12 protein-coding genes are annotated in these 13,428 nt (G+C 53.3%); 6 read left to right on the forward strand and 6 right to left on the reverse strand.

Features of this window, described 5'->3' with window-relative positions:
- Nucleotides 1–254 precede the first annotated feature (254 nt).
- From Q4E40_RS02940 to Q4E40_RS02955, 4 genes are all read right to left on the reverse strand, one after another.
- Nucleotides 255–557, reverse strand: coding sequence for a rhodanese-like domain-containing protein (locus tag Q4E40_RS02940; RefSeq protein ID WP_007654834.1), 303 nt, complete (start codon nucleotides 555–557; stop codon nucleotides 255–257).
- Nucleotides 554–2,365 (reverse strand): T9SS type A sorting domain-containing protein, encoded by a 1,812-nt coding sequence (locus tag Q4E40_RS02945; protein WP_303409930.1) that lies wholly within the window; start codon nucleotides 2,363–2,365, stop codon nucleotides 554–556. Before Q4E40_RS02945 ends, Q4E40_RS02940 begins: the two co-directional genes overlap by 4 nt.
- 46 nt (nucleotides 2,366–2,411) lie before the next feature.
- Nucleotides 2,412–3,188 carry a PASTA domain-containing protein gene (locus tag Q4E40_RS02950; RefSeq protein WP_188500204.1) on the reverse strand — a complete coding sequence of 259 codons (777 nt, stop codon included), beginning with the start codon at nucleotides 3,186–3,188 and terminating at the stop codon, nucleotides 2,412–2,414.
- 233 nt (nucleotides 3,189–3,421) lie between these two features.
- Nucleotides 3,422–6,145 (reverse strand): D-alanine--D-alanine ligase family protein, encoded by a 2,724-nt coding sequence (locus Q4E40_RS02955; protein WP_303409932.1) that lies wholly within the window; start codon nucleotides 6,143–6,145, stop codon nucleotides 3,422–3,424.
- Between the two features lie 936 nt (nucleotides 6,146–7,081).
- Between Q4E40_RS02955 and Q4E40_RS02960 the strand changes: the two genes are divergently transcribed.
- The 5 genes from Q4E40_RS02960 to Q4E40_RS02980 all read left to right on the forward strand — a co-directional run bounded on the left by Q4E40_RS02960 (nucleotide 7,082) and on the right by Q4E40_RS02980 (nucleotide 11,503).
- Nucleotides 7,082–8,281, forward strand: coding sequence for a phosphoglycerate kinase (locus tag Q4E40_RS02960; RefSeq protein ID WP_303409933.1), 1,200 nt, complete (start codon nucleotides 7,082–7,084; stop codon nucleotides 8,279–8,281).
- A 311-nt stretch (nucleotides 8,282–8,592) separates the two neighbouring features.
- The gene (locus Q4E40_RS02965; protein WP_303409934.1) at nucleotides 8,593–9,801 is read left to right on the forward strand and encodes a porin; all 1,209 of its coding nucleotides are present in this window, start codon (nucleotides 8,593–8,595) and stop codon (nucleotides 9,799–9,801) included.
- Nucleotides 9,802–9,886: 85 nt separating this feature from the next.
- A complete protein-coding gene (locus Q4E40_RS02970; protein WP_188500208.1) occupies nucleotides 9,887–10,108 on the forward strand; it encodes a VF530 family protein in 222 nt (73 codons plus the stop codon).
- A 21-nt stretch (nucleotides 10,109–10,129) separates the two neighbouring features.
- The gene (locus Q4E40_RS02975; RefSeq protein ID WP_303409937.1) at nucleotides 10,130–10,516 is read left to right on the forward strand and encodes an SRPBCC domain-containing protein; all 387 of its coding nucleotides are present in this window, start codon (nucleotides 10,130–10,132) and stop codon (nucleotides 10,514–10,516) included.
- 3 nt (nucleotides 10,517–10,519) lie between these two features.
- Complete coding sequence (locus tag Q4E40_RS02980) at nucleotides 10,520–11,503, forward strand: ABC transporter ATP-binding protein (protein ID WP_303409938.1); 984 nt, start codon at nucleotides 10,520–10,522, stop codon at nucleotides 11,501–11,503.
- Between the two features lie 28 nt (nucleotides 11,504–11,531).
- Here the strand turns inward: Q4E40_RS02980 and Q4E40_RS02985 are convergent, their stop codons facing one another.
- A complete protein-coding gene (locus Q4E40_RS02985) occupies nucleotides 11,532–12,074 on the reverse strand; it encodes a DinB family protein (RefSeq protein ID WP_303409939.1) in 543 nt (180 codons plus the stop codon).
- A 173-nt stretch (nucleotides 12,075–12,247) separates the two neighbouring features.
- On the opposite strand from Q4E40_RS02985, the gene Q4E40_RS02990 reads away from it, so the two are divergent.
- Nucleotides 12,248–12,535 (forward strand): DUF1330 domain-containing protein, encoded by a 288-nt coding sequence (locus Q4E40_RS02990; protein WP_303409941.1) that lies wholly within the window; start codon nucleotides 12,248–12,250, stop codon nucleotides 12,533–12,535.
- A gap of 234 nt (nucleotides 12,536–12,769) precedes the next feature.
- On the opposite strand, the gene Q4E40_RS02995 is transcribed toward Q4E40_RS02990, so the two are convergent.
- Nucleotides 12,770–13,402: a YdcF family protein gene (locus Q4E40_RS02995; RefSeq protein ID WP_303409942.1), complete on the reverse strand. Its 633-nt coding sequence runs from the start codon at nucleotides 13,400–13,402 to the stop codon at nucleotides 12,770–12,772.
- Nucleotides 13,403–13,428 lie beyond the last annotated feature (26 nt).

The raw sequence follows: 13,428 nt of genomic DNA on the forward strand, positions 1-13,428 counted from the left end.
TTCATCAAGGAAAAAAGTGAGGCCCGCCCGGCCAGGGCAAGCAACAGAGCAACGCAAGTGGAATTCTCACAAAAGCTGCAGCTATACCACTTTCCCGCCGCACAGGCGAAGCTATAAAACAACACTGGTTGCTATACCTGCGGCAGCTCCCGCTACGCAAGCAAAAATCAAATAGCACTTAATAGAAAAAGGGGCCAGAGGCCCCTTCGATAGTAGACACGAGCAAGGACGCTCACGCCATAGACAAAATCAAATCACCCCTGATACCCAGTAATCCCGCCAAGCAGATTTCTCACTTGCTTGAACCCCTGCTGCTGCAGGAAAGCTTTGGCAGAAGCGGATCGCATGCCGGACTTGCAGTGCACGATCACTTCCAGGTCTTTGTAGTCTTCAATGTCGTCAAGGCGCTGTGGCAGCGCTCCCAGCGGGATGTTCTGTGCGCCTTCTATTTTGCTTTCCTGGTGCTCCCAGTCTTCGCGAACGTCGATGATAACGGGCGTTTCTCCCTTGGCGAGTCTTTCCTTGAGTTCCTCGGCCGTGATGTCTGTTGTGATCATAATTTTAGTAGGATGCGTTTGGTAGTGAATGTATGATGGTCGGTTTCAATTCGGATAGTGTATAAGCCTGGCGAAAGCGCTGGGAGGCGCACCGGATCCTGCCAGACTGTTGCTTTATGACGCAGAATCTCACGCCCGGTTACGTCGTAGATCAAAAAAGAACGGTAAGGTCCTGAAAAATGAAGTACACCGGTATTCGGATTGGGGTATACCTGCAGACTCGCCTCAACCGCCTCTTCCTCCAGACCCAGTGCCTGACCAGCCATGACAGGGCGTAGCATCACGGCACCTGCGTTAACCGAATCCTGCTGCCAGCCGCTCACCACTGTGTTGTAAAACAGGCGCCCCGTAGCTCCGGCGTTTCGGTCAAATCCGATGTTAAGGTATAGCGTGGCCGGCTGACTGAAGCCTACATAAAACGTGCCCTCCACCGGAACTGGCTGGTTTAGCTCCACTTCATAGAACGTGTTGAGCCCTTCGTTCTGCTGCACCGGAAACGACTGTTCAAGCAGGGTACGGCCCGGGCGTCCGTTGTCATCGGCCCAGATGCGGAAGATGATGGACACGTTGTTATGCCGCACGCCTACCTGCGGAAAATTCACCCGGAAGGCACGTACCTGATCCGGTACTGCCGCCTCAAAACGTTGTGCCACCTGGGTATTGCCATAGGTATAGAGGCTGCTGTAACCGGCCTCGGCTGAGCCATCGTCCAGGGCAAAGTAATCGCTGAAGGTAGTGCGCTGCAAGGTGCTGTCGTTGGCGCGTTGCCGGGCGTTCTGTTCTTTGGTATCGAGCCAGAAGCCGTGCTCCAGCACAAACATCTCTGGATTCAGATTGAGGTTGCTGATGCGCGGGGTGGCAGTAATACGGCGCTGCCTTGCCTGGCCAGGTATAAGGGCTTCTTCACGCAGAAAGGTATCGACCGGCGAGGCACCGACCTGCCGAATAAAAGCACGCCAGGCGATGGCGCCCGGCAGGTCGCCGAGGTTGTTCAGGCTGGCGGAAATCTCGTCGCGCAGGTATAGCTCGGGGTTGGCCACGAACTGACGGGCAGGCACCGCGGTATAATCCATTAGTGGCGAAATACTTTCACTGATACCGATGTCTCGGGTGGTGTTTTGTCCGCGGCGGCGGTTGCGGTCTAGCTCCACGTAGTCGAGGTTCCAGACATCACGTATGGCGTTGCGGGTTCCCTCGCTGCGGAAACGGAACTGAAACTCGTCGTGAAGGAAACGTTGCTCCCGGATAGCTACCCAGGCCTGCGCAAACTCTGTTACCAGTCCCGGTGCGGACTGTTGCCATACCTGTACCCAGGTGCCAGTGGCGTCTTTAAACTCCAGACGCAAGAGGCGTGGGTTGTTATTATTTCGCTCCGGCGCACTCCCCTGCCCTCCGGACTGCCAGTAAAAACTCAGGTATACTGAATCGGCCGGTGTGAGCCCCCCTAACCGGATGGGTTGAGACGTAAGCGTATCAGTCGGCCCGGCGAGGTTGCTGCCATAGGGATTGCCCTGCGCATTGAGTCCGTCGAATGTCGCTACGTTGCGGGTGATCGGCCGAAGGGCGAAGCGGTTGTTTACATAAGTGCCGCCATTGATCCAGTAGGCTGGGTCGGGCGTGGTGGTGGCACCAGAGAAGTCGTCAAAAAACGGAAGTGAGATCGGGTTGTTCTCTGTCCGGAGTTGGTAAAAGCTGCTAGAAGGTATACGCTGCGAATCCTGCTGCAAGGGCATCAGTACGCCCTGAGCCGAGGCAAAAGAGCCGCAGCAGAGCAGTACCATCGTCAACAGAAACTGTCTTATACCCATAGCTTATAAAAGATGCGCCCGCCACGGTGAGCAGCGAGCGCATTTGTTAGTCTATACCTTGCACAGGCTCTTCGCCGGCCACCCAAAGGTCTACCAGCTCACCTGTTCGTATCTTGGCTTTCACATCGGCGATCGGACGCTGACGAACAATCGTACCGTCCGGCTTACCGCTGCCTGCCACGTAAATGATATTGCCCAACTGGAGTTTCTGGCCTACCAGCAGCACCGAAGCCTCGTCGAGCGGCATGCCTACCACATCCGGCACTTCAAACTCGGTGTTGCCCAGTCCATCGCCCACATGCAGGTCTACGATAGCGCCTTTTGGCACCGGATCGCCCGGCTGTATTTCTTTGCCGTTCACGAACTGCTTCAACACGGCACCATGCTGCAGATCAGGCACATTGGTGATCTTGCCACGACGCAGGTTATAGCTTTTGAGGATAAGCTCCGCATTTTTCACCGAACCGTCGATCAGCTTGGGCATCTTGATCATCGGCGGGTTTTTCATGTTCACGCTGATGTAGATCTTGCGATTTTCCTTCACTTTAGAGCCTGGCGAAGGGTCTTGTGTCAGTATCTCAAAAGGCTTGTACTCTGGATGATAGCTGGAGTCGTTTACGAAATAGCGCAGGTTCTGTTCTTCCAGAAATGGCTCCGCATCCGGCAGCTGCATACCTGTAATTTTCGGCACTGAAATAGTCTCGCCATGGTTGGTAGCCGACGGCAGGTATAGGTAGAAGAATCCGAAGATCAGCCCGGCCACGATCACTCCCATCAAAGCCAGGTGCACCAGCACCCCCACAAATGAATTCGTCTTTAACATTTATTCTTGATTGCTAATTGTTTGCCCCTGAGGGGCTTTTGTTGATTGTTATTTGGCTAAATGGTTAAATTGTTGAATGGTTAAATTGCTGTCCTTGAACGATTAACCCACCCCTGCCCCTCCGAGGAGGGGAATTAAATATTGTGAAGAAATCCCCTCTTGGGAGGGGCAGGGGTGGGTTAATCATGCACCAATCGTTCACCCAACCATCAACAATTTAACCATTTAACAATTTAGTTTCTCGCCTTATACCCTTCCAACTCTTTAGCCCGCTCGTTTCGCTCCACACCGAATGTGAGGATGCGGTCGATGAACTCGTAGGGTTTGTAGCCGTTGATGGCAGTCTGGTGGAAGATGCAGGTTGCCGGCGTCATACCAGGCAGGGAGTTCACCTCGATGATGATGGTCTCCACCTCGTCATTTTCGAGCACACGCACAAACGCATCGATGCGGGCGTATCCTTCGATGTTCAGGATCTGGGCCACGCGCTTCAGGTCTTCCTTCACTTGGTCAGATATCTTTTGGCGGCGCTCCGGGTCAGCAGAGTAACGAGCCGGGGTGATGTTCTGCCCCTCTCCTGCCAAAAACTTCTCCTCCAGCGACAATACTTCTCCTTCCGCCAAAGCTTCGGAAGCTTCGAACACCTCATACTCCACGGTGCCATCCGGTGCATACCTGGTCAACAGGCCGCCGGTGATCTCGAGGAAATGCTTTGCGCCGTTCCGGCTGATCAGCGTTTCCACCAGGTAACCCTGCTTGTTCGGGAATTCTTCTTTGAAACCCAACGACAGCGTTCTGGCGCACTCTGTATCCAGCTCTTCCATCTCACGGAAGATCAGAGTAGTAAAGGCGTCTAATTCTGCTCTGTTCTTGATCTTCTTCACTGCCGAGCTACAGCCATCGTCAGCCGGCTTGGCGATGAACGGATATCGGAACTCGTTCTCAAGGCTCTGGTAGAAAGCCTCTTTGTCTTTCAGCCAGTCCTCTTTCCAGGCCATGCGGTGGTGCGCTACCGGCACGCCGTGTTTGGCCAGGATCTCGTTGGTGTCGTACTTGTTGATCGTGATCTGCGAAGAACTGATGCCGGAACCATTGTAAGGTATAGCCAGCTTCTCGAGCTCCTGCTGCAGGGCACCGTCCTCTCCCGGACGACCGTGCAGCGCGATGAACACCGCATCCACCATGTTCTGCAACTGGCTATAGGTCAGACGCTGCGGCTCGTCGAGGCTCTTGCCTGTATACTTGCGGGTGATGCCTTCTGCCTCTTTTATAATGTCCTGCAGCACCGGGTGCGGTTTGCCGCCCTCTTCAAAATGATGAATCTTTTCTTTGATGTCGTCAGCATTGTCCTTCAGCATGATGTTGATCGGAATGCTGTACAGACGATGGGCCTCGTTACTGCCCGTCAGGAAGATCGGCAGCGGTTCGTATTTAGTAGAGGAAGAAAGCTTCTCGTAAATGTTACGACCACTCTCTACCGAAATATGTCTCTCAGAGGAATAACCACCCATGATCACCCCCACCCGGATCTTGTCGTGGCGGTGGGCGTTCTCTTCCTGTATAGCGTTATCCAGTTTGCTCAACAGCCTGGTCAGCATCACAGTATCTTTGCCTGACTTGAGGCGCTCGGCTACCGAGGTGCGGATGATGTAGGTCAGGAACTGCGATGGGTTCAAGCCGATCTCAGCCGCCTGGTGGAAGAAGAACGACGACGGCAGCATGCCTGAGGTCGTGTTCGGGTCGTTCAGGAAGATGTTGCCTTCTTTGGTGATAAAGCCGTCGAGACGGGCGTATACGTTGAAGCCCAGGTCAACAAACAGCTTGCTACAGTTCTTGCGGATTTGCTGGATCTGTTCGCTTGGCAAATTGATCGGCGTGATCTTGCGTGCCAGACCCGGCAGGTACTTCGAGCGGTAGTCGAAAACCTCATTGCCCTTCACGATCTCTGTTGGCGGCAAAGCGATTGGCTGACCGGCTTCGTCCTGCACCACAATGCAGGAGAACTCGCGCCCTTGGATGAAAGCCTCGACCAGCACCTGCTGCTCGTGTTCTACACTGGTCAGCACGATGGTTTCGGTATCGGTTGTCGCGAAGGTATGGTTGATGTGGTTGAGCAGCTCTTCTGGGTGGTAGAGGATGGTGCCATCTTCCAGCACAACTGGCATGCCGATGCCCTCGCGGATGTCCACGAGTTGCTTCATACTGGCCACCTGCTTCTCCTCACCGAGTGCCTGCCACTGCGCCTTGTAAATGTTCTTGGTAAAGAAACTGCGGTCCATGCCCTGCTCAAAGAGCTCGTAGTTGTGCTCCTTCACAATGGATACGCCAATCGAAGAACCCTGATGCGGCGCCTTCAATACCAGCGGCAGACCCAGGTCTGCTACCAGTGACTCGAACAGCTGCTTGCGGTTGTTTGTATCTTTCCATTCAGCATACTGTACCTTGCGGTAGTCTGGCGTCGGGAAACCGTGCTGCTTGAGCATTTCCTTCTGCGCGGCTTTGTCTATACCTATAGAAGATGGTAGAATACCGGAGCCAGAGTAAGGTATATGGTACCACTCGAGCAAACCCTGAATGCTGCCGTCCTCGCCATATGGTCCGTGAAGCGCCAGAAAAGCGAAGTCGAAGTGGTTGCGGAACTTATGCGGCATCAGGCGCTTGCCAGCTTTGGCAATGATGCGGTCCTGCTCCTCGATGCTCAGCTCACCCAGCGACTCCAGGTAGATCTGCAGTCCGTGCTCGCTCTCCGGCAGGGCCTCCACCGGCGGGTAAAAATCGCGGATAGTGCCTTTGTAGATGTACTGCCAGTCCAGCAGAATGAAATTGCCGAGACTATCAGCAAACACCGGAACAGCCTCAAAAAGGGCTTTATCTAAGTTGTCGTACACGGTGCGGCCGCCTGCGAAAGAGATCTCACGCTCACGGGACGGTCCGCCAAATATTATTCCTACTCTCATGGTATGCAAAGGTAACAAATACACGCTGTATTTAAGGCGCAAAAGATACAGGATGCTTTTGGAAATACATAGCAAATTCGGGATTTATGATAGTTCGCTATTAGTATAACGATGTAGGTTGGGGAAAATTCAATGTTTAACCAAGAGGTAGGCGGTTTTGCCACGTTAGGATTATGGCGCGGGCGTCCTCGCTCGTGTCTGTTATGGTGGGGCCTCTGGCCCAGGTATAGGTATAGCTGCCGGTATGGCTATACCTATACTTGTCGTAGCTTAAGCCTTCCTATACCTTAAGCTGATTTGTTTTATAGCTTCGCCTGTGCGGCGGGCACTCACTTTTTGTCTTGACACAAAAAGTAAGCAAAAAAGTCAAGACGCTCCAAACTCGCTGAACGCTCAAACAGTGGAGCGCCGCAAAGTGCACCTGGCAAAAGTGATTTGCTTTGTAGCTTTCGGGGCAAGTTAGTCTTGCTATACCTGCCAGTGGTCTGTGAAAAGTGCCAGGGAGCTTATACCTGACTAATGGTAGTTACAGACTCCCCTCCTTGGTTAAGGAGGGGCAGGGGTGGTTGGACCCGGTTCAGTAAAGAAAATGCTGAAGCTACTACACTCATACCTATAAAATGGAAGCAGCTGCAAATCCCCTCTAGGGAGGGGCAGGGGTGGGTTAATTGTGTACAGCGAGTAAGCGGCTACAAAGCTTATACCTGTGAAGCAGTACTTACAGATTTCCCATCTTGGATAAGGACGGATACGGGTGGTTGAATACGGTATGCAAGAGCATTCTGGCAACCCGTGGGCCAGGTCTCTCTTAAATCCTGCAAATACTGATTCAGGCAAATACCCTTTTCCCTATATTTGTACAACCATTTACGCATACCGGAAACAAAAACTCCGCAAAAACGAAAAACGAGTAAGACTAACGAAAAAGACAAGTACATGAGAACTGTAGACGCGTATAACTTTGCCGGCAAGAAAGCTTTGGTCCGGGTGGACTTCAACGTGCCACTCGATGCTGACTACCGCATCACCGACGACACCCGCATCCGCGCGGCCGTGCCGACTATCCAGAAAATATTGAATGATGGCGGCGCTGTGATTCTGATGTCGCACCTCGGTCGCCCGAAAGCCGGACCGGAAGAGAAATACTCGCTGCGCCACTTAGTGGATCGCCTCTCCAAAGAATTCAACACCACTGTCAAATTTGCTACTGACTGCGTAGGCCCTGAAGCGGCACAACTGGCGCAAGTCCTGAAGCCAGGTGAGATCCTGCTGCTCGAGAACCTGCGTTTCCACAAAGCCGAGGAGAAAGGCGATGCGGAATTTGCAAGAGAACTATCCACATTGGGTGATGTGTACGTGAACGATGCTTTTGGCACAGCCCACCGCGAACATGCTTCTACAGCTGTGATTGCACGCTACTTCCCCAACGACAAGGTGATGGGCTACGTGATGCACGCCGAGCTCGACAATGCCCGCCGCGTGATGGACAATGCCGAGCGCCCTTATACCGCCATCATGGGTGGTGCCAAGATATCGGACAAGATCCTGATCATCGAGAAACTGATGGACCGCGTAGACAACTTGCTGATCGGCGGGGGCATGAGCTATACCTTCGTGAAAGCAGACGGCGGACAGATCGGTTCTTCGCTGGTGGAAGAAGATAAAGTGGAGCTGGCAAGCCGCCTGATCGCGATGGCCAGAGAAAAAGGCGTGAACCTGATGATCCCGGTGGATTCGATCATCGCTGACGAGTTCAGCAACGATGCCAATGTGGACACGGCACTCAGCCACCACATCAAGCCACTCTGGATGGGCCTCGATATCGGACCAAACGCCCGCGAACTGTACGCCGATGTGATACGCAACTCGAAGACTATACTATGGAACGGTCCGATGGGTGTGTTTGAGATGTCGAACTTCTCGGTTGGTACCGAAGCCGTGGCCGAAGCGGTGGTGGACGCTACCCGTCGCGGTGCTTACTCGCTGATCGGGGGTGGTGACTCCGCCGCTGCCGTCAACCAGCTGGGCTACGCTGACCGCGTGTCTTATGTGTCAACCGGTGGCGGTGCGCTGCTCGAGTACATGGAAGGCAAAACGCTTCCGGGTGTAGCAGCCATTGAGCGCGATGATTATTAATTAATAGGTGATAAGTTTATGGCGCGTGCTTTTTCGCACGTGACTTACTATTGTGGGGCCTCTGGCCCCAGTTGCTAAGCCGAGACAATTCACAACTGGGCCGGAAACCCACCTATAATAAGCACGAGCGAGGACGCTCGCGCTATAGGATTACCCAAATACAAATCCCTCGCTGCTCTTCCGTAGCGGGGGGTTTTACTAAACAGCAAACAGTAGCTCCTACTGTGTTTTTACCCAGGCATGTACCTAATCACACTGGTCCTTTTAAGCTCTGAAGGACGGACAAACTTTACAAGAGCCAGAGACTAAACATGAAAATCTATACCCTATTGCTGGCACTTTTGCTGGCGTGTCCATTTGCGGCTACAGCGCAAACGTCAGAAGGTAATCCATCCCTCTTCAATTTTAAACGCGGTGTTGGTATCGTGACGCCGGACAGTTCCTTCTCAGTCAATATGCGCTTCCGGATGCAAAGCCGGGCAGTGTACAACTCCATTTCCAAAGACGATTTTGGGGTATCGGAGTACGAAATGCGGGTGCGGCGCCTGCGTTTGCGCTTCGAGGGTTTTATGTACTCGCCCAAGCTGACCTACAACATCCAGCTTTCCTTTTCGCGCGGCGACATGGACTGGAGCATGCGCGATCAATCCGACATCAATACAAGCCCCAACGTGGTGCGTGATGCCGTGGTGTACTACAAGCCAAACGACAGGTGGCAGTTTGCCTTCGGGCAGACCAAACTGCCAGGCAACCGCCAGCGTGTGATCTCTTCCGGCGATCAGCAGTTCATCGACCGCTCCATTGTGAACGTGGGCCTCAATGTTGACCGAGACTTCGGCTTTCAGGCGGTGTACAACAATAATTTCGGCACTCTTCATTACCTGCTCAAAGGAGCGCTCACTTCCGGAGAGGGACGCAATGTGTTCTCGACTGACAAAGGCCTGGCTTATACAGGTCGGGTAGAAATTCTTCCCCTTGGAAAGTTCACCAACGGAGGCGACTACTTTGAAGGCGACCTGGAGCGAGAGCCCACTCCGAAGCTGTCGCTGGCGGGCGGCATGAGCCACAACGAAGATGCTCGCCGCACCGGTGGCCAGGTGGGCCGCGACCTGTACGAGCAAACCGATATCCAGACCTATATTTTTGACGGACTGCTCAAGTATAGAGGTATAGCCCTGTATGCCGAGTACATGGCCCGGGAGGCAGATAACCCGATCACTTTGAATGCGGCGGGCGAGCGACGTCATGTCCTGGCCGGCCGTGGGCAGAACTACCAGCTGAGCTATATCTTCCCGAGCAATGTGGAGCTGGCCGGTCGCTACTCACGCATCACCCCTAACCGTGAAGTGCGTTCCTTTGAAAACACCGAGCAGGCGTATGTGGCGGGCGTGACCAAATACCTGCGTGCGCACCGCCTGAAAGTACAGGGCAATGTGGCCTATCACTCACAAAACGCTTTTCTATCCGTGAACAACGATTACCACTGGGCGGCCGGCGTTCAGATTGAGCTTGGGATATAGACCGATAATAGGTATAGCAGCCCGCCGCTAATTAAATTGCGTATTCCCGATAATGTGCGGAACTTGCAAGCCCAAACAACTGCGTATGGAAGAACAGAAAAACAACCCCCTGCACGGCAAAACGCTCGAGCGCATCCTGGTGCAGCTCGTAGACTACTATGGCTGGGAGGAGCTGGGGTATAAGATCAACATCAATAGTTTCAACAGCAACCCAAGCATCAACTCCAGCCTGAAGTTTTTGCGCAAAACTCCCTGGGCACGACAAAAGGTAGAAGAGCTGTATATCAGAACCTTTGCCAACAAATAGGGGCCTCCCAACAGATCAAATATGAAAGATTATAAGAAATACTACATCGTGCCGGCCGCCCCGGAAGAGGTATACGCGGCCCTTACCAACCCCAACACAATCCAGCTTTGGTCAGGCGATCCGGCTGAGATGTCGACGGAGCCGGGTTCGGAGTTCTCGCTTTTTGAGGGAAACATCGTCGGCAAAAACCTGGAGTTTGAGGAGGGCAAGCTGCTGGTACAGGAGTGGTACTTCGGTGAGCAGGAAATTAAATCCATCGTTACCATCAAGCTGCACCCGCACAAGCACGGCACATCCGCCGAGCTACGTCACCTCAACATACCTGACGAGGCATACGACGACATAGTGGAAGGCTGGAACGAGTCTTACTTCGGTGCCCTGATCGAGTTTTACGAAGACGAGTTTTAGGCTTTGAGCTTTTTAGAAGTATCGGGCATCCATGTGCAGGAAGACGGCCATACCGTGCTGCACAACATCAGCTTTCGACAGGGCGAGTATGAGAAGCTGGCGATAGCGGGCGAAACGGGGTCCGGAAAAAGTACCCTGCTGCAGACTATTGCCGGCCTGGTACAGCCCAGCGCAGGACATGTCATTTTTGAGGGCAAACATGTCATCGGTCCGCACGACAAACTGGTACCGGGTCACGAAGGAATCGCCTACCTGTCGCAGCACTACGACTTGCCCCAGTTCCTGCGCGTAGAACAGGTGCTCCGCTACGCCAATATGCTGCAGGGCGACGAGGCCGAAACACTGTATGAAGTATGCCGCATCAGCCATCTAAAGCAGCGCAAAACGAACCAGCTTTCGGGTGGGGAGCGCCAGCGCATTGCCCTGGCCCGGCTGCTCAGCACCTGGCCCAGTCTGCTGCTGCTCGATGAGCCCTACTCCAACCTCGACAAAGGTCACAAGGAATTACTAAAAGAAGTCATTCACGACATTACGGAGCGACTCGCCATTACCTGCATCCTCATCTCCCACGACCCGCACGACACCCTCTCCTGGGCAGACCGCATTTTGGTGATAGAAGGAGGCCGCCTTGTGCAGCAAGGCACACCTGAACAGGTATACCGCCACCCAGCAGATACCTATACCGCTGGTCTGTTTGGCAACTTCAACCGCATACCTGCCGATGCAGCCGCAGAATTTGCCAGTAAGCTAGGTATAGCCACCGCTGGCCGCGACCTGCTGGTGCGCCCGGAGCATTTAAAGTTCGTGGATAAAGGTATAGCCACACTGACTGGCACCGTGCAGAAAATAACGTTCTACGGCGGTTTCTACGATATACTGGTACAGTTACCCGGCATCAGCGTTTCAGTCAGAACACAGGCTATACCTGCCGTTATCGGCGAACAGGTATACCTGGCGGTTCAGGCTGAGGATATCACTTTGATTTAGAACTTTTAGCTTCAGGTGCTAAACACGCCTAATCCACCATATTGCCATTCCCATTCCCCATATCCCGCAGTACCCGTGCTGTTACAAGCAACTGCCCTACGTGGCGCATACTGTGCTCGGCCGCATGAAAGAGCAATCCGAGCACCGTAGACTCTACCTGCGCGCGCCCTACCCTCCTGGATTCGGTCAGGGTGCTTTCATCCGTTTGCCGCAACTGTTCCAGGACCTTGTCCACCTGCTCGTTAAACTTCTGCACCAGCGTTTCGGACTGTTTGTCCTGCCCTACGGGTTTGCCTTCGGCGTACAGGTAAGCCAGTTGCTGCTCTGTCAGTTGCTCACCGCGGGCATAAGTAAAGAGGCGCTCCAGTATGCCGGTAAGGTGCTGCAGGTGGTAACCCACCGAGGCCACGCCGGCAGGCCGCTCCCAGAGCAGTTCATCCGGAAAATCCTGCATAAAGTTTCCGACTTCTTCGCGGGCCTGTAGCAGCGCATGGGCTACTGGCTGCAGCAGGGCGGGCACATCAGGCAGCGGTCCACGCAGCCAGACTTCAAGGTTTTTGGTTTGTGTCATAAGTTGAAGGGCTTGTCTATGAGCGATGTACGGAATCAGGAAATAAACAGTCTACCTTTCCATGTTTTTCAAGCTCCCATGTGCTGATGCCCCTGTCTGCATTTCGGTTTGCACCATCCACGGATTATACCTAATATGCAGCCATCCTATTGTATAACCTATACCTGAGTTTTATGCCAGCTTACATTATTTTAGACATAGACGTAACAGACGCCGCTACTTACGAAGAGTACAAAAAACTGACGCCAGGCTCACTGCAGCCTTTCGACGGCAAGTTTATCGTGCGAGGCGGTAATCCCCAGAACCTCGAAGGTAACTGGAGCCCAACCCGTATCGTGGTGCTCGAATTCCCGACCATGGACCAAGCCAAAGCCTGGCACTCTTCTGATGGGTACGCCCCAGCCAAAGCCCTGCGCCAAAGCGCCTCCAGCACCCAAATGATTGCAGTGGAGGGAAGTTGATTTTAATTGTTAAATGGCTGATGGTTGGATTGTTGGATGCACGATTGGTGCATGATTAACCCACTCCTGCCTCTCCGAGGAGGGGAATTAGGTGCACGATTGCTTGTCTGAATCAGGATTTGCAGGATTAAAGGATTAACAAGATTCTCAATATTGATTGTCTCTTTTAATTAAATCCTGAAAATTATAAAATCCTGCAAATCCTGATTCAGACAAAAAACAACAATTTAACCATCAGCCATTTAACAATTTACCATCCCTCCTATTCAAATAGTCGAGCGCTTCCTGCACTGATATGAGGTCATTTTGGTCGTGGTAGCAGCGGATGCGCTCCATCTCTCCGGCGATGAGTCCGGCGCGGGTATCTTCTACTTTGCCCTGCGAGTGCGTCACTTCCTCCTGCCAGGGCATGGCTTTGCCGGGCAGGCTGTACAGGTATAGCTCAGGGTACTCCCGCAAAGCTGCGGTGATAGCCGTCATAAAAGCGCGGGGCTGCTGGAAAGGAGCCGCTGTCACGACCAGGCTCTTGAAGCCCTGCTCCTTTGCGTAACGTACCGCCGATGTTGCCTCGATCAGGGTATGCAGTATCTCGGTATCAGCGGGCACGGGCGGAACAGGTATAAGCTGCTCCTCTCCTATACCGAGTTTTTTCATTTCCTTTTTCCATACCTCAAACCCGGGATAGCCGCTCATGGCTTTGGTGCCAAGGCAGAGCACTTTCTCGGTACGGCCGTTTTGCAGGAAATTCTGGGCCGTCTCGAAGGCTGCCTGCTGGTTATCTTCGGTCTGGCCGAACAGAAACAAGCCATCCACTGGCTTGTCAGGTATGGTATCGCACAATGCGCGAATGATGAGTTCTTCTATCATAGCTCCGCTTATACGCAACAGAAATG

This window comes from Pontibacter coccineus (genome assembly GCF_030546575.1).
Lineage (GTDB): Bacteria > Bacteroidota > Bacteroidia > Cytophagales > Hymenobacteraceae > Pontibacter > Pontibacter coccineus.

What these genes read in the sequence shown, in the direction of transcription:
- Q4E40_RS02945 (WP_303409930.1), bottom strand. Translation starts at nt 2,365, where the DNA reads ATGGGTATAAGACAGTTTCTGTTGACGATGGTACTGCTCTGCTGCGGC.
- Q4E40_RS02975 (WP_303409937.1), top strand. Translation starts at nt 10,130, where the DNA reads ATGAAAGATTATAAGAAATACTACATCGTGCCGGCCGCCCCGGAAGAG.
- Q4E40_RS02985 (WP_303409939.1), bottom strand. Translation starts at nt 12,074, where the DNA reads ATGACACAAACCAAAAACCTTGAAGTCTGGCTGCGTGGACCGCTGCCT.
- Q4E40_RS02940 (WP_007654834.1), bottom strand. Translation starts at nt 557, where the DNA reads ATGATCACAACAGACATCACGGCCGAGGAACTCAAGGAAAGACTCGCC.
- Q4E40_RS02955 (WP_303409932.1), bottom strand. Translation starts at nt 6,145, where the DNA reads ATGAGAGTAGGAATAATATTTGGCGGACCGTCCCGTGAGCGTGAGATC.
- Q4E40_RS02960 (WP_303409933.1), top strand. Translation starts at nt 7,082, where the DNA reads ATGAGAACTGTAGACGCGTATAACTTTGCCGGCAAGAAAGCTTTGGTC.
- Q4E40_RS02950 (WP_188500204.1), bottom strand. Translation starts at nt 3,188, where the DNA reads ATGTTAAAGACGAATTCATTTGTGGGGGTGCTGGTGCACCTGGCTTTG.
- Q4E40_RS02965 (WP_303409934.1), top strand. Translation starts at nt 8,593, where the DNA reads ATGAAAATCTATACCCTATTGCTGGCACTTTTGCTGGCGTGTCCATTT.
- Q4E40_RS02970 (WP_188500208.1), top strand. Translation starts at nt 9,887, where the DNA reads ATGGAAGAACAGAAAAACAACCCCCTGCACGGCAAAACGCTCGAGCGC.
- Q4E40_RS02990 (WP_303409941.1), top strand. Translation starts at nt 12,248, where the DNA reads ATGCCAGCTTACATTATTTTAGACATAGACGTAACAGACGCCGCTACT.
- Q4E40_RS02995 (WP_303409942.1), bottom strand. Translation starts at nt 13,402, where the DNA reads ATGATAGAAGAACTCATCATTCGCGCATTGTGCGATACCATACCTGAC.